This window comes from Arthrobacter sp. K4-10C (assembly GCF_059090085.1).
Map to the genome: position 1 here is coordinate 17,737 of NZ_JBNHFI010000011.1, position 15,712 is coordinate 33,448.

At 66.6% G+C, this 15,712-nt stretch carries 12 protein-coding genes; 4 read left to right on the plus strand and 8 right to left on the minus strand.

What is annotated here, in order from left to right; genetic code table 11:
• Positions 1 to 172: 172 nt before the first annotated feature.
• On the minus strand, positions 173 to 850 hold the full coding sequence (locus AC5RUU_RS15665) for a Crp/Fnr family transcriptional regulator (RefSeq protein WP_009359192.1): 678 nt from the start codon (positions 848 to 850) through the stop codon (positions 173 to 175).
• A gap of 186 nt (positions 851 to 1,036) precedes the next feature.
• Here AC5RUU_RS15665 and AC5RUU_RS15670 point away from each other — a divergent pair, with 186 nt between their 5' ends.
• Positions 1,037 to 2,221 carry a MarP family serine protease gene (locus AC5RUU_RS15670; protein ID WP_493976123.1) on the plus strand — a complete coding sequence of 395 codons (1,185 nt, stop codon included), beginning with the start codon at positions 1,037 to 1,039 and terminating at the stop codon, positions 2,219 to 2,221.
• Between the two features lie 19 nt (positions 2,222 to 2,240).
• Here AC5RUU_RS15670 and aroQ read toward each other — a convergent pair whose 3' ends face one another.
• The 5 genes from aroQ to AC5RUU_RS15695 form a co-directional block, all read right to left on the minus strand.
• A complete protein-coding gene (aroQ, locus tag AC5RUU_RS15675) occupies positions 2,241 to 2,705 on the minus strand; it encodes a type II 3-dehydroquinate dehydratase (RefSeq protein WP_493976124.1) in 465 nt (154 codons plus the stop codon).
• A 97-nt stretch (positions 2,706 to 2,802) separates the two neighbouring features.
• Positions 2,803 to 5,046 (minus strand): alpha-galactosidase, encoded by a 2,244-nt coding sequence (locus AC5RUU_RS15680; protein ID WP_493976289.1) that lies wholly within the window; start codon positions 5,044 to 5,046, stop codon positions 2,803 to 2,805.
• Between the two features lie 152 nt (positions 5,047 to 5,198).
• Positions 5,199 to 6,539 carry an ABC transporter substrate-binding protein gene (locus tag AC5RUU_RS15685; protein WP_493976125.1) on the minus strand — a complete coding sequence of 447 codons (1,341 nt, stop codon included), beginning with the start codon at positions 6,537 to 6,539 and terminating at the stop codon, positions 5,199 to 5,201.
• A 69-nt stretch (positions 6,540 to 6,608) separates the two neighbouring features.
• A complete protein-coding gene (locus AC5RUU_RS15690) occupies positions 6,609 to 7,535 on the minus strand; it encodes a carbohydrate ABC transporter permease (RefSeq protein WP_493976126.1) in 927 nt (308 codons plus the stop codon).
• Between the two features lie 10 nt (positions 7,536 to 7,545).
• Positions 7,546 to 8,481: a carbohydrate ABC transporter permease gene (locus tag AC5RUU_RS15695; protein WP_493976127.1), complete on the minus strand. Its 936-nt coding sequence runs from the start codon at positions 8,479 to 8,481 to the stop codon at positions 7,546 to 7,548.
• A 242-nt stretch (positions 8,482 to 8,723) separates the two neighbouring features.
• On the opposite strand from AC5RUU_RS15695, the gene AC5RUU_RS15700 reads away from it, so the two are divergent.
• Positions 8,724 to 9,929 carry a Gfo/Idh/MocA family protein gene (locus tag AC5RUU_RS15700; RefSeq protein ID WP_493976128.1) on the plus strand — a complete coding sequence of 402 codons (1,206 nt, stop codon included), beginning with the start codon at positions 8,724 to 8,726 and terminating at the stop codon, positions 9,927 to 9,929.
• Positions 9,930 to 9,939: 10 nt separating this feature from the next.
• Positions 9,940 to 10,962 carry a LacI family DNA-binding transcriptional regulator gene (locus AC5RUU_RS15705; RefSeq protein WP_493976129.1) on the plus strand — a complete coding sequence of 341 codons (1,023 nt, stop codon included), beginning with the start codon at positions 9,940 to 9,942 and terminating at the stop codon, positions 10,960 to 10,962.
• A gap of 11 nt (positions 10,963 to 10,973) precedes the next feature.
• Here AC5RUU_RS15705 and AC5RUU_RS15710 read toward each other — a convergent pair whose 3' ends face one another.
• Together AC5RUU_RS15710 and acs are read right to left on the minus strand one after the other, a co-directional pair.
• Positions 10,974 to 11,789, minus strand: a complete 816-nt coding sequence (locus AC5RUU_RS15710; protein WP_493976130.1) for a DeoR/GlpR family DNA-binding transcription regulator — start codon at positions 11,787 to 11,789, stop codon at positions 10,974 to 10,976.
• A 145-nt stretch (positions 11,790 to 11,934) separates the two neighbouring features.
• The gene (gene acs, locus AC5RUU_RS15715) at positions 11,935 to 13,947 is read right to left on the minus strand and encodes an acetate--CoA ligase (protein ID WP_493976131.1); all 2,013 of its coding nucleotides are present in this window, start codon (positions 13,945 to 13,947) and stop codon (positions 11,935 to 11,937) included.
• A gap of 407 nt (positions 13,948 to 14,354) precedes the next feature.
• On the opposite strand from acs, the gene AC5RUU_RS15720 reads away from it, so the two are divergent.
• Complete coding sequence (locus tag AC5RUU_RS15720) at positions 14,355 to 15,710, plus strand: energy-coupling factor transporter transmembrane component T family protein (RefSeq protein WP_493976132.1); 1,356 nt, start codon at positions 14,355 to 14,357, stop codon at positions 15,708 to 15,710.
• Positions 15,711 to 15,712 lie beyond the last annotated feature (2 nt).

The window sequence follows — 15,712 nt, forward strand, 5'->3', positions numbered from 1 at the left end:
TTTCCTCAACGCTTTCACACACAACCCACCGCTCTTTGGAGAGTGAGTGAGGGTCGGGGAAATAGCCGCACGATGTGGGAGAGGGTCGCGGAAAAGGGTGCAGGATGTGAGAGAGGGTCGGCGGGGGCGCCGCAAAAAGGCCGCCCCGGGGGGCGGCCTTTTGCGAACCTGTTTAGCGCGAGCGCTGGCGGAGGCGCTGCATGTCCAGGATGACGACGGCGCGGGCTTCCAGGCGGAGCCAGCCGCGCTGGACGAATTCGGCAAGGGCCTTGTTGACGGTTTCGCGGGACGCGCCCACCAGCTGGGCCAGCTCTTCCTGCGTAAGCTCGTGGGCCACCAGGACGCCGTCGGTGGCGGGACGCCCGAAGCGGTCGGCCAGGTCGAGCAGGGCCTTGGCAACGCGGCCGGGCACGTCGGAGAACACCAGGTCGGAGAGGGAGTCGTTGGTGCGGCGCAGGCGGCGGGCCAGGGCCTGCAGCAGCTGGGCCGAGACCTCGGGACGGGTGCGAAGGAGGTTGTTGAGGCTCTCGTTCTTGAGGCCCGCCAGCCGGGTTTCCGAAACGGCGGTGGCCGTGGCGGTGCGCGGGCTGGGGTCGAACAGTGCCATCTCGCCGAAGAGCTCGCCCGGCCCCAGGATGGCCAGGAGGGATTCGCGGCCGTCGGGGGAGGTGCGGCCGAGCTTTACCTTGCCGGAGACGATGAAGTAGAGCTGGTCACCCTGGTCGCCCTCGCGGAATACCGATGCGCCGCGGGAGAGGTCCACCTCGGTAAGCTCGTCCGTCAGCAGACGGAATGCGTCGTCGTCAAGCGTGGCGAAAAGTGGTGCTCGGCGCAGTACCTCGATGTCCATGAAATCTCCTGAGTAAAAGTATCGGCTGTGGCGCTTTTGCCATTGTTTCAGAATTTTCAAGGTTCTGTGACGAACTTGGCAGCCGATCCGCCGTGATGACGGGCTCAATCCGCGTGCCCGCCCCCACAGAAGATTGTCAGGGACCGCCCTTAGAATGAGGATTCAACTGTTTATAAGGAGCCCTTCGTGGTCGGCTTGACTGTCCTGGACCTGATCCTGATCCTGGCGCTGCTGTCCTACCTGGTCTACGGCCTGCGTAACGGTTTCCTGGTCACGGCAGGCGGCATCGCCGGTTTTGCTGCCGGTGCTGTCGCTGCATTCTTCGCTGTCCCGCTGGTCAGTGGCTTTGTGGCGGACTCCGGGTGGAGGCTGACCGCCATCGTGGCGGCCGCCGTCGTCCTAGTGGTCCTGGGGCATGGCCTGGGAACCATGGCGGGACGGCAGATCCGCGGCGCCATGCGCATCCGGCCGCTGCGGGCGGTCGACCGCCTGGTGGGCGGTGTCGTGAACGTCGTGGTATCTGCGCTGGTCATGTCCATGCTGGCGTTCAGCATCAGTTCGTTGGGTGTGCCGCTGGTATCCCAGCAGCTGGCCGAGTCCAAGGTCATCCGCTTCATCGACGGGCTGACTCCCACCCCGGTCAAGGCAACCATGGCGCAGCTGCGCTCCACGGTAATCGGCAACGGGATCCCCACCCTCATCGAAGGTCTGGAACAGGGCCCGGCCGTTCCGGTGCCGAATGCCAGCACTGATACGCCCGCACTGAACAGGGCGGCCCAGTCCGTCCTGAGGATTGCCGGGACCGCATACGAATGCGGCCAGAACCAGACCGGCACCGGCTTCGTGGTCTCCGAGGACCGTGTGGTCACCAACGCGCACGTGGTGGCGGGCGTGTCCCAGCCCGTGGTGGAAATGCCCGACGGCGGTGCGATGCCGGGGCGTGTGGTCTACTTCGACACCAAGCACGACCTTGCCGTCCTGGCGGTGGAGGACCTGCCCTCGCAGCCGCTGCCGCTGAGCGCCGACCTTCCCGGCGGCAGCCCGGCCGCGTTCGCCGGGTACCCGCATGGCGGCCCGTTCCAGTCCAAGCCGGCCACCGTGCAGGACATCACCACGGTGCTGGTTCCGGACATTTACGGCAGCAACCCGACTCCCGAGGAGATCTACCGGCTGGCGGGGGATGTGCAGCCGGGCAACTCCGGCGGGCCGCTGCTTACCACCGACGGAGAGGTGGCCGGCGTGATCTTCGCGAAGGCGACGTCGGATACAGACATGGGATTCGCGATCACCATGGATGACCTGAACCCGGTGGCGGCGCAGGCCGCAACACTAACGGCGCCTGTGTCCTCCGGGCAGTGCATTCAGAAGTGACCGGGCCGGGGCCAACCGCCTACAGGACCTCGGCCAGGTAGTCGATGGCCAGCCGGTACCCGGTGACGCCTGCTCCAACAATGACCGCGGAGCACACGGGGGACAGGTAGGAGTGGTGCCGGAACTCCTCGCGCTGGTGCACGTTGGTGATGTGCACTTCGACGGCGGGAAGCTGCACCGCGGCGAGGGCGTCACGCAGTGCCACGGACGTGTGGGTGAAGGCACCGGCGTTGATGACGATGCCCGCGGCGTTTTCGCGGGCGGCATGGATGGTGTCCAGCAGGACGCCTTCATGGTTGGACTGGACACATTCCACAACGAAACCGTGCGCCTTTGCGGCTGACCCGGCGAGCTCCTCCACGTCGGCAAGTGTTGAGGTGCCGTACTTTTCCGGCTCCCGGGTGCCCAGCAGGTTCAGGTTGGGGCCGTTGATTACGAGGATGGTGCCGCGGCCGGCGTCGGCGGCGGTGGAAGCTTCAGTCATGGATGCAAATCTATCCGGTGGCCAAAGGGTGCCGCGCATTCTTACTTTTCACGAATGCGCGGCAACCGGTGTCGGGCCAGGCCGGTGACCAGCGCGCCTAGAGTGCGGTGAACTTCACCAGCAGCGCGTGGTCCGGGTTGAGGATGGGCATCGGCAACCCCACCTCGGCAAGGAACCTGCCGTCGGCCTCCGCACCGCCGGAAAGCCACGCCGGCGGCTGGGTCTGCGTGAAGGTGTGGCCGTAGTCCGCGTCGGCTTCGGTAGGGAACACAGCCTCCACCCGGTAGCGCTGCTCCGGATCCAGGCCGGGAATGCCAATCCGCCCCGGTTCCTCGGCTGTCGAGGTACGCGTGCTGACCAGGGCGAACAGGGCCGCCGTCGTGCCTGTCCCGGATGCGGTGCCCGTCCCGGACGCGGTGCCTGTCCGGGATGCGGCGCCATTCACGGGGGCGTCCGCGACGACGCCGTGGAGCAGGAACGAGTCGTCGGCGACGTCGGCGTGGACCCGGCGGCCGCTGTGGATGAGGTCGCGGTGCTCCTTGTACAGCGCCACCAGGCGGCGCAGTTCCTCGCGGTCCTTGCCCTGCACCCCGCGGACGTCCCACTCCATGCCGAAGTGGCCGAACAGCGCGGTGATGGCGCGGAAGGAGAGGTCATGCGTGCGGGCGGTGGTGTGAGATGTCGTCGGGCCGATGTGGCTGCCCACCAGCTCCGGCGGGACCACCGCCCCGGTCCAGCGCTGAATGGTCTGCCGCTCCAGCGCGTCATTGCAGTCGGACGCCCAGATCCGGTCCGTCCGTTCCAGGATTCCCAGGTCCACGCGCGCCCCGCCGGAGGAGCAGCTTTCAATTTCGACGCCGGGATGCGCCTTGCGGAGCTCGTCGAACAGCCGGTAGGCGGCCAGGGTCTGTTCATGGACCGAGGAGCGTCCCCCATGGCCGTGCTCCAGCAGGTCGCGGTTCTGGTCCCACTTCAGGTAGCTGATGTTGTTGCCGGCCAGGAGTGCGTCGATGCGGTCGTAGATGTACTGCCAGGCTTCCGGATTGACCAGGTCGATGATGTGCTGGTTGCGCCACTCCAGGGGAAGGCGGCCACCGTCCTTGTGCGCCACTGCGGACGGGCCCACAATCCAGTCCGGGTGCGCCCGGGCGACGTCCGAGTCCAGGTTGACCATTTCCGGTTCAACCCACAGCCCGAACTCCATGCCGCGGGACGTCACGGCCTCAATGAGGGGGGTCAGTCCGTTGGGCCACAAGGTCTCGTCCACGTACCAGTCGCCCAGGCCGGCATTGTCGTCGCGGCGGCCCCGGAACCAGCCGTCGTCGAGCACGAAGCGCTCCACCCCAAGGTCGGCAGCGGACTCGGCCAGCTCGATCAGGGTGTCCAGGTTGTGGTCGAAGTACACGGCCTCCCAGGTGTTGAGCACCACCGGGCGGGGCTTTCCGGCGGGCAGGCCGGTGGCCGCGGCGGGCAGCACGTGCTGCGGCCGGGACCGGAACCAGCTGTAGAACGCCTCGGTTATGCCGTCCAGTCCATGGTCCGAGTACGCGGCGAACAGGGCGGGGGTGGTGTAGCTGCCCCCCGGCGCGAGGATGACTTCGGCAGGGCCCAGGAGCTCAGAGCCGCCGATCATGGTGCGGCCGTCGCCAAGGGTGTCCGCGAACTGCTCGTGGTTGCCACTCCAGGCCAGGTGCGTGGCCCAGACCCTGCCATGCCGGTTGCCGAAGCCGGCGGTTCCGGCGGCGAACAGCAGGGACGAATCGTGCCCGGTGCGGCCGTGGCGGCCGGTGCGGACCCACGTGCCCTGCTGGATGGCACGGCGCTGTGGGTGGCGTTCCCGGCACCAGCGGCCGGTCAGGTCGAGCAGTTCGACGGCGTTTGGCGCCACCGGGAGGACTGTCGCCAGTTCGTCCACTTGGAATGGGGTGGTGCCGTCATTGGTGACGGTGTGTCGCAGTTCCAGGAGGCCGCCGTCGTGAAGCGTCAGGGAGGACGAGACACTGACGCCCGTGTCGGCGTCGGCGTGGATGATGCGGGCGCTGGTGCCGTCGGCCGTGGCCGAGGTGGTGCGGAGGCGTGAGGAAAAGTCGAGGCCGGCGCCGTGGTCGGTGATCCTGTGGCCGCGCAGTGCCGGGCGGCCGCGCCAGGACGATGACGCCTGGGGAAGCAGGCCGGCCGGGACGCGGGCGTCGATGGCGGAGTGCGGGACGGGAGCGGTGAGGATGGCCAGGTCCGGCAGCGTAGCGCCCAGATCCGCACCCCAATGGATGACCTCAGCCTCCCCGCTGTCGAAACAGATCACCAGGCTGGTGCCGGCGGAACGGAGGTGCAGGGGATCCATAAGGTAAGTCTCTTTCGTCATTGTGCTGGGCGTCCTTGAAGGCGCCCGTCTTGGAAGTTCGGGAACGAAGGTGCCGGGTGCCGGCGCCGCGAGGACGGAACGGCGGCACCCGGCAGTGGCTGCGACCACATACGCAGCCACGGTTGGGAGGGCTACCTGAAGAGGGCGTTGACCTGCTCATTTGCGGCAGTGAGCGAGCTGGCCGGCGCCTTGCCGGAGACGACGGCGTCCATGGCGGGTTCCATGATGCCCTTGACCTTGGCGGTGTTGTCCGTGATGGGGTAAAGGAACGTGGTCCCGTTCTTGACGTGCTGGGTGAAGGCGGTGACGTCCACGCCCTTGGCCTGGAATGCGGCGGCGGCCTTGTCAGAGGAGGCCTTCAGCGCCGGGAACACCACAGCCTGGGAAGCCACCACGTCCTGGCACTCGGCGGAAGCAAGGTACTCCACCCACTTGATGGAGGCGTCCTTCTTCTTGGTTCCGGCCCAGATGGAGTCGGCGAGGCCGTTGAACATGGAGGCGCGCTCGCCTTCGGGGCCAACGGGAGTGGGGGCGATGCCCACCTCGACGCCTTTGTAGCCAATGTACTGCCCGATCATCCACGAACCGTGCGCGTTGATGGCGGACTTTCCGGCCGCGAAGGTGTCAGCCATGCTGGCACCGACGGTGGTCTCGAGCTTGGGCATGTAGCCCTTGTCGGCGAGGCCGGCGAACCAGTCCATGGAGGCCTGGAACTTGGGGTCGTCGTAGCTGTACTTGGTCCCCCACGGGTTCTTGTCAGTGTGGGACCAGCCGGTGGTGTTGGTGAGGTAGCTCCACTCTGTCTGCCCCGAGGAGTCCCCGCCGCCATTGAGGCCCAGACCGAAGACCTCCACGTTGTGCTTGTCGAAGCCCGGCTCGTCGCCGCGCTTGCCGTTCTTGTCCACGGTGAGGTGGGCGATGACGTCCTCGTAGGTGCCGCCGTCCTCCGGGTTCCAGGTGAGCTCCTTCATTTGCTCCTCGGAAATGCCTGCCGCGGCAAGCATGGCCTTGTTGTAGAAGAGGCCGATGGTGTCCCAGTCCTTGGGCAGGCCGTACCGCTGGCCGTCCTGGCCCACCCAGAGCTCCGCGAGGCCCTCGTTGAACGCGGACAGGTCCACGCCGTCCTTTTCCACGGCCTCATCGAGGGGGAGCAGCTGCTTGTTCTCGGCAAACTCGCCGTAGCGGCCCAGATGGTTGGTGAAAACGTCCGGTGCGGTGCCGCCCACGAAGCCGTTGGTGAGGGTGCTCCAGTAGTCGTCCCAGCCGCGCTGCGTGATCTTGACCGTGATGTCGGGGTTGGCTTTGGTGAAGTCGTCCGCGCACTGCTGGTAGGCGGGCAGCTGGTTGGCGTCCCACAGCCAGTAGCTGATTTCGCCCTTGGCGGATTCAGCCGAGCCGCCGCCTCCGCAGGCGGAGAGGGCCAGAACTGCCGCAGCGGCAGCAGCAAGGGTGCCGGTTGCTTTCTTCTTCATGACAGGTCCTTTCGGGGGTGCTTCCGGGCATGCCGCCATGGCACGCCGGGATAGGGGGATAGGTGTGGGTTACTTGATGCCGGAGAAGCCGATGGAGTTGACGATCTTCTTGCCGAAGGCAGCGAAGAGTATCAGGACGGGCAGCGCCGAGATGAGGGTGGCTGCCATCAGTCCGGACCAGTCAGGGGCGCCCTGCGGCGATTGCGATTTGAAGACGCCCAGTCCCACCTGGAGGACGCGGACGTCGTCCTGGGAGCCCACCAGCAACGGCCAGAAGTATTCGTTCCACTGTCCGATGAAGGTGAGGAGGGCAAGTGTGGCGATGGGGGCGGCGGCGTTGGGAAGCACGATCTGGAAGAAGATGCGAAGGTGCTTGGCGCCGTCGAGCATTGCCGCCTCTTCCACCTCCCGGGACATGTTCAGGAAAAACTGGCGCAGGAAGAAGATGGCGAACGGGGTCATGAACACGTACGGCAGGACCATTCCGAGCATGGTGTTCAGCAGGTCCAGGTTCTTGATGAGCAGGAAGTTGGGCAGCGCGGTGAAGATAGGCGGGACCAGCATGGTGCCCAGGAACAGGCTGAAGACGGCGTTGCGGCCCTTCCAGCGGAGCCGGGCGAAGGCGTAGGCGGCCATCGCGCTAAAGAAGACGGCGCCGGCGGTGGTGATCGAGGAGAAGATGACCGAGTTGCGCAGGTAGAGCCAGAAGTCGATGGCGGCGCCGGACCCGCCTTCTGCGACGGCCTCGGCCGGGCTCTGGAGCCCGAATACCCGCAGGAAGGCGCCGAACGTGAAGTCGGCGGGCAGCAGGCTGGCCGAGGCCGAAGCCAGGGCACTGTTGGTGGACAGTGCCGTGCGCAGGACCCAGAGGAAGGGGAGCACGGAGGCGGCGATGGCAAGGACCAGGAGTGCCCAGGCCACCGCACGGCGGGGATTGAACGGTCGACGGCGGCGGGCCGGCTTGGCCAGCGGGGCGCGGGTTGCGGTGGTGGTCATACGGGACTCCTTAGTCCAGGTCCGACTCGTTGCCCTTGAGGAACTTCATCTGGATGAAGGCGACGAGGGCGAGGATGAGGAAGAGAATGACGGCGATGGCGGATCCGTAGCCGAAGTCCGACTCCGTGAAGGCACGCTGGTAGATGTAGTACTGGATGACGCGCGTGGCGTTGACCGGTCCGCCCTGGGTTGTCACCGCCACGGTGTCGAAGACCTGGAAGGAACCGATCACTGTCACTACCAGGACCAGCACCAGCACCGGACGCAGCAGGGGGATGGTGATCTTGCGGAAGGTCTGCCACGGCGATGCCCCGTCCAGCTTGGCCACCTCGTAGACGTGGCCGGGAATGGCCTGGAGGCCCGCAAAGATCAGGAGGGCCGTGTAACCCATATGGCGCCAGGTGTTGATCAGGGCCTGGGTGGGGATGGCCCACTCTTCACTGCCGAAGAAGGCCACGCGGGACATGCCGGTCCATTCGATGAACTGGTTCACCACGCCGATCTGGTAGTCGAGCATCCAGAACCACAGCAGCGCTGCTATGACGTTAGACATCAGGTACGGCAGGAGCAGGGCGCCGCGGATGAGAGTGGACTTGGCCACGTTGTGCATCAGCAGCGCCAGGCCGAGGGCCAGGGCTGTCTGCAGGCCTATGTTCAGCAGGACGTACTGGCCCGTGACGGCGAGTGAGTTCCAGAAGAGCGGGTCCCTGGCGATGGCCTGGTAGTTCTCCAGCCCGATCCATTCGGGGTCCCCAAGGATGTTGTATTCCGTGAAGCTGAGGTAGACGCCGCGGATGGTGGGCACCAGGTAAAAAAGGACGAACCCGATCAATGCCGGGGCGATGAAGAACAGGGCGATCTTCACGTCACTGTGCGCCGTCCGGCGGCGCAGCGTCCGCGTCGGGCTGTGTTCCCGCGAACCGGGATTCCTGGTAAGGGTGGTCATCGTCGACCCTTCCTGAGATGTGATGTGTATAACAACCTGCCGGCAAATCTACACGAGTAGAAACCGACCGGCAAGAGCCAATACTTTCTTTTCTTTCAGCCGCTTTACTCCATCATCTGGATGTTGACTCGAGTAGATAGCAAGTGAAACACTGCAACTTGGGGCGGGAAACGGTTACGCGGGCGAGTCACCAGGGCACGCCCTTCCCCGAACCGATCCAGAGGTGCGGTGAAAGGCTGACAATGACATTTTCGATAGGGATCGTGGGAGCCGGGCAGTTCGGCGGGCAGTTCGCCCACCTGTTCAACCTGCACCCCGGTGTCAGCAGTGTGTACGTGGTGGACCAGTTGCCCGAACGGGCGGCCGGGGCAGCCGGGCAGCTGGGCCTTGCCGGTGTCCTGCGGGACTTCGATGAGCTGCTGGCATCCGACGTGGACGCGGTGGGCATCTTTACCCAGCGCTGGACCCACGGGCCGCTGGTGGAGCGGGCACTGAGGGCAGGCAAACACGTCTATTCCGCGGTGCCGATGGCGGTGACCGAAGAGGAAATCAGCCGCATCATCGACGCCGTCCGCGAGACGGGGAACGTCTACATGATGGGGGAGACGAGCTACTACAACCCGGCAACGGTCTACGCCCGCCAGCAGCACGCCGCCGGCAAGTTCGGCCGCATCTTCTACGCCGAGGGTGACTACGTCCACGACATGGACCTTGGCTTCTACGACGCCTACCGGTACAGCGGCGGGGAACGCTGGAAGGAAACGGCCAGCTACCCGCCCATGCTCTACCCCACCCACGCCGTGGGCGGCGTGCTGGGGGCCGTTCCGGCCCACGCCGTCAGTGTGAGCTGCGTGGGCGTCAAGGACGACCGCGACGACGGCGTCTTCGACAAGGACGTCAGCATGTTCGGGAACGACTTCTCCAACGCAACCGCCCTGTTCGAAATGAGCGACGGCGGGGCAATGCGCACCAACGAAATGCGCCGCGTCGGGTACCCTTCGCACATCCGCGAATCCCGCTTCCGCTTCTTCGGAACCGAGGCAAGCCTGGAACAGCTGGCAACGGTGACCGTCTGGCAGGACAAGCAGGACGTCCACGATATCTCCGACCAGATGCAGACCCGGCCCAGTATTCCGCTTGATGACCCCTCACTGGCCAACGTGGCTCCGCTGCTGCGGGACGCCTTCGTGTCGGGCCTGGCGCCGGTCCATGACAGCAGCCGCCTGCCGGCAGAATTCCGAGGCGCCCCCAACGGGCACGAGGGAAGCCACCATTTCCTGGTGGACGACTTCGTCACCGCCGTCAACAACCGGACACTACCGCCAATCAACGCCTGGGTGGCAGCCCGCTTCACCATGCCCGGCATCGTGGCCCACCAGTCAGCCGTGCAGAATGGCGAACGGCTCCCCATCCGTGACTTCGGCGATCCGCCGGGTACCTGTAGTTAGCATGGACAGCATGACTTCCCCGGCAGTGCAGGCCCCGCGCGGCGGCCCGGTGACACGCAAGGACGTGGCGCGGTACGCCGGCGTCAGCACCGCCGTCGTCAGCTACGTTGTGAACGGCGGACCCAAAAAGGTGGCGCCTGCTACCGAAGCCAAGGTGCAGGACGCCATCCGGGTCCTGGGCTACCGACCCAACGCGGCGGCACGCGCCCTTAAGCTGGGTTCCAGCGAGACGCTGGGGCTGGTTGTCCCGGATATTTCCAACCCGTTCTTCTCGCTGTTCTCCCATGCAGTGGAGGACGCCGCTGCTGCCTTGGGCTACGCCCTGGTGCTGGGCAACTCCGACGGAAACCTGGCCAAGGAGCGGCGCAATATCCGCAACCTGGCCGCCCGGCAGGTGGACGGGGTGCTGCTGGCCAGTGTTCTCTTCGAACCCGACCTCGAGGTCCTGGAAACGGCGGACATCCCCTCGGTGCTGCTGAACCAGGAACGGGATGCCCCCGGCTTCAACAGCATCGGCGTGGACCTCGCAGCGGGCGCCCGCATCGCGGTGGAACACCTGATCGGCCACGGGCACACAAATATCGGCCTGGCGATGGGCACCAACGTTTCGGACACCACCGACGGGCGCGAGGTGGGCTGGCGGGAGGCCCTTCAGGACGCGGGGCTGCCTGAAGGCCCCATTGTGTACGGCGCCTTCACCCGGCCCGGCGGCTACCTCGCCGGCCAGCGGCTCCTCGCGTCGGTCAACCGGCCAACGGCCATCTTCGCCACCTCGGACATGCAGGCGATTGGCCTGCTGCGGGCAGTGCACGAAGCAGGCCTGACAATCCCGGGCGGGATGGCGGTGGCGTCGTTTGACGGCTCGGCCGAATCCGAATACTCGTGGCCCCCGCTGACCACCGTTGCCCAGCCCGTCGCGGACATGGCCGAGGCCGCGGTGGAAGCACTGGTGGGTGCAAGCCGCGGCGAAAAGCCCCGCCACCGGATTTTCCCCACGACGCTCACTGTCCGGCAGTCCTGCGGCTGCCCCTAAGCCGGCTGCCCCTAAGCCGGCTGCCCCTGGGCCGGCAGCCCGGAATCCGCCAGCCGCAGCCGGCCCACCCTCTCCTGCAGGATCCGCTGCGCATCTGTGCCCAGGGCTGAATCGCTGATGACCTCATCCACGTCGTCCAGGGACGCGATGGAGCTGATGCCCAGCATGCCCCACTTGGTGTGGTCGGCAAGGACAACGGTCTTTCGGGCGGCCGCCACGAAGGCGCGGTCTGTTTCCGCCTCGAGGAGGTTGGGCGTGGTGAAACCGGCGTCGGCGTCCATCCCGTGGACGCCCAGGAACAGGACGTCCAGGTGCAACTGTTTCAGCGCGCCCGTGGCGATGGGACCCACCAGGGCGTCCGACGGCGTGCGCTCGCCGCCGATCAGGATCACCGTCGACGCGTAGCGGGCTGAGCCGGACGACGCCGCGTGGTGGAACAGGTCGGCAATCCGCACCGAGTTGGTCACCACCGTGATCCGCGGACCGCCGGCTAGCTCCTTGGCCAGCGCCCAGGTGGTGGTTCCGGCGCTCAGGCCCACCGCCATGCCTTCCTGGACCATCCCGGCGGCCTCCACGGCGATTGCCCGCTTCTCCGCGGTCAGCTGGGTGGACTTTTGCTCGAAGCCGGGCTCGTGCGTGCTGGCATCGCCTGGAAGCTTGGCGCCCCCATGGATGCGCTCAAGCTTGCCGCCTTCTTCCAGCAGTTCAATATCGCGACGCACCGTCATCAGCGAAACACCGAGCTGCTGGGCAAGGTCCGAAACCCGCACCACCCGTTCGCGCTGGACGGCGTCCACGATGGCCTGGTGACGTGCAGCGGGAAGCATCTGGGCGCATCCTTCGGGGCAGGGGACAGGTCTGCTCCCAGTCTAGGGTCACCAAATGCAAAGGAGCGGCAGCTATCCGGAAGCGTGCGCCAGAGGCGGGCAACGAGCCAGCACGCGGAGGATGGCTGCCACTCCTTAACTAGAGTTATTTCCTCAGGCTGGCCGCGATCTGCTGCATGATCGTGGGGTCGGAGAGGGTGGTGGCGTCGCCGGGGTCGCGGCCTTCGGCGACGTCCTTGAGCAGCCGGCGCATGATCTTGCCGGAGCGGGTCTTGGGCAGTTCGGGGACCACCAGGATGTTCTTCGGTTTGGCGATAGGCCCGATTTCCTTGCCTACGTGGTTGCGCAGTTCCTGGACGGTGTCGTCGCCGCCGTTGACGGCGTCGCCGCGGAGGATGACGAACGCCACGACGGCCTGGCCGGTGGTTTCGTCAGCTGCGCCCACGACGGCGGCCTCGGCCACGGCGGGGTGGGACACCAGGGCGGACTCGATCTCGGTGGTGGAGAGCCGGTGCCCGGAGACGTTCATGACGTCGTCCACGCGGCCCAGGAGCCAGACGTCGCCGTCCTCGTCCTTCTTGGCGCCGTCGCCGGCGAAGTACATGTTCTCGAACCGGGACCAGTAGGTGTCCTTGAACCGTTGCGGGTCGCCCCAGATGCCGCGGAGCATGGCGGGCCAGGGTTCGCGGATCACCAGGAACCCGCCATGGCCGTTGGGTACGGATTCGCCCATCTCGTCCACCACGTCCACCGCGATGCCAGGCAGCGGAACCTGCGCCGAGCCGGGCTTCGCGGCGGTGACGCCGGGCAGCGGGGCGATCATCTGGGCGCCGGTCTCGGTCTGCCACCAGGTGTCCACGATGGGGGTCTTGTCCCCGCCGATGACGTTCCGGTACCACATCCAGGCCTCGGGGTTGATGGGTTCACCCACGGAACCCAGCACCCGGAGGGAGGACAGGTCGTACTTGTCCGGGATCTCGCGGCCCCACTTCATGAACGTCCGGATGGCGGTGGGGGCGGTGTAGAGGATGGAGACCTTGTACTTTTCCACAATCTCCCACCAGCGGCCCTGGTGCGGGGAGTCCGGGGTGCCCTCGTACATCACCTGGGTGGCGCCGTTGATGAGCGGGGCGTAGGTGACGTAGGAGTGGCCGGTGACCCAGCCGACGTCGGCCGTGCACCAGTACACGTCCGTGTCCGGGTGCAGGTCGAACACAGCCTTGTGCGTGTATGCGGTCTGGGTGAGATACCCGCCGGTGGTGTGCAGGATGCCCTTGGGTTTACCGGTGGTGCCGGAGGTGTAGAGGATGAACAAAGGGTGCTCGGAATCGTGCCCGACAGCGGTGTGCTCGGCGGACGCCGCATCCACGGTGTCCGCCCACCAGTGGTCCCGGCCCTCGGTCCAGTCCACGTCCTGGCCGTTGCGCTTGACCACCACCACGTTCTGCACGGTGTGGCCGTCTGTATCTCCGCGGCGGGACAGTGCCTCGTCCACCGCCGGTTTCAGGGCGCTGGGCTTGCCGCGCCGGTAGGTGCCGTCCGCTGTAACCACGAGCTTGGCTTCGGCGTCGTCAATCCGCGAACGCAGGGCATCGGCGGAGAACCCGCCGAACACCACCGAATGCACGGCCCCGATCCGGGCGCACGCAAGGAGGGTGATGACTGCTTCGGGGATCATGGGCAGGTACACCGCAACCCGGTCGCCCTTGGCCACGCCCAGGGACTCGAAGGCGTTCGCTGCCTTCTTCACCTCCTTGGTCAGTTCCGCGTAGGTGTAGGTGCGGGTGTCACCGGGTTCGCCCTCGAAGTAGATGGCCACCCTGTCGCCCCGGCCGTTTTCAACGTGCCGGTCCAGCGCATTGTAGGCAGCGTTGACTTCCCCGCCCACAAACCACTTGGCAAACGGCGGGTTGGACCAGTCCAGCGCCTCGTCGAAGTCCTTGCTCCAGGTGAGCAGCTCACGCGCCTGCTTCGCCCAGAAAGCCGGCCGGTCGGCGTCGGCCTCCCGGTATTCCTCGGCGGTGACAACAGCGTTTGCTGCGAACTCCGGGGACGGCGGGAAGGTACGCGTCTCATGGAGCAGGTTTTCGAAGGCATCGCCCTGCTGTGCGGATCCTGCGGGAACGGTGGCCGTGGAGCTTGGAGTGTCCTGGGACATGTGAACCTCATCATTCATCGATCTTCGCTGCGCGGCATGGCGGCCACCGGCCAGGCTTCGCCGCAATGCGCGGCATTGGGCACCGGCCGATCACGGACATACCGCAAAGAGCTGTTCCGGAATCAAGACTAATGCTTGCCCGGGCAGGCATGTGTGCCGTGTCACAAGCCTGCCCGCGAGCGGCGTTTATTAAGCGGTGAATGGTCTGTCCGCGGCGCCGGGAACGCCTCCGGCGTCCCCGGGTCAGCTAGTGATCAGCCGGGCTGTTGACTAGGCTGAAATGGAATTGTGACTTCACCCCGGACCGCTCCGGGCAGGCCCAACCAGGGCCTGGCTGCTGCGGACCGGCGTTACGACGGGACGGTACCGGGAGCTATGCCCCGCGCCGCCACGCTAAGGAGAACAGAATGAACCAGCAGAGCTTCGGCCAGAAGACCGGCCCCGACAGCACGGCGGGCGCCGGCACCGAGGGACCCGCCACCGGGGCCGGTCGGCAGCCAACGTCCGTTGGAAAGGCCGCCACCGCGGGGCTTTCCAAAGACGCCCACCAGGCAGTGCTGGGGCCGTTCACGGTGCGGGACCTGGCTGTCTTCGCCGCTACCCTCATCCTGTTCATCGCGTCACTGCTGCCCATCTTCGGCGGCCGGTACAACCTGTGGAACCTGAACAACCTGTTCTTCCTGGGCCTGGGCATCATCCTTCCCCTGATTGTCAGCGCACTCTTCGCCGCCCGCAGGCTGGCTCCCGCCACCAAAATCCGCATCGGGTCCCTTTCCATCGACCAGTTCGCGTCGGTAGTTGCCTGCTTCGCAGTGGCCTTCTTCTTCCTGTCCGTGGCCGGCGCGTATGTGCCCAGCCTGCTGGTGGGCCTCGTCGGTTCGCTGGTGCTGTTCGCGGCAACGGTGCTGGGCCGCTTCCTGCCGTATCTTTCGGGCGACTTCCAGGGCCGTGCGGAGCTGCCGGCGCATGTGGTGGCCCGTGAGGCCGCTGTTCCGGTCCGGAAGCCGCGTGCACCCAAGGAGCCCAAGCCCGAGTCCACGTCCAAGCCTGGTGGCGGGAAGTTGCTCGGTGCCGCCGGCGGCAAGCTCTTTGGCGGTGCGGGCGCCGGATCTTCCGCTGTGCAGCCGGGGTCTTCCGACCATGCACCGGCTACCGCCGCCGTTCCCTCCGCGCACCATGCCCCTGCCACCGCTGCCGTGCCCACCGCCGGTGCCGCAGCAGCCGGTGCGACCGTGTCCACCGCCCCCGAAGTTGCCGACCACGCTCCCGAAGGTGACGCAGGCCCGCCAACCCAGGCAGCCGACGTCGTACGCCCCGCTTCCGCGGCCGCCGACGAGACGCAGTTCGGTGAGGTTCCTGCTGCCAGCGGGCCTTCCCAGGCGGGCCCACCTGCGGGACATTACGACGGCGGCCCGCAGCCGGCTGCGTCCGGTGCCGCTTCATCCGCATCAGGGGGCACCTGGGAACCGCCGGCTGCCACCGCCGTGCACCAGCAGATCCGGTCCGAAGAACCAATCGGGGCCACGGTGGACCCCTCCAGCCGGCATGACGAGCTGGACGGGCAGCCCATCCACGAGGCGTTCTGGTTCGCTGTGGCGCAGCACCGCACGGCCTACGATCCGCAGACCGGAGCGCCCGCCTTCGTCATCGAACCGGGCGGCTGGGTGCTGGCCCTCGAGGACCGGGGGCACGAGTTCCTGGTCCAGCACACCGACGGGCGGCTGGGCGTCCTGCGGGACCTCAGCAACATCGAGCGCGGCTAGCA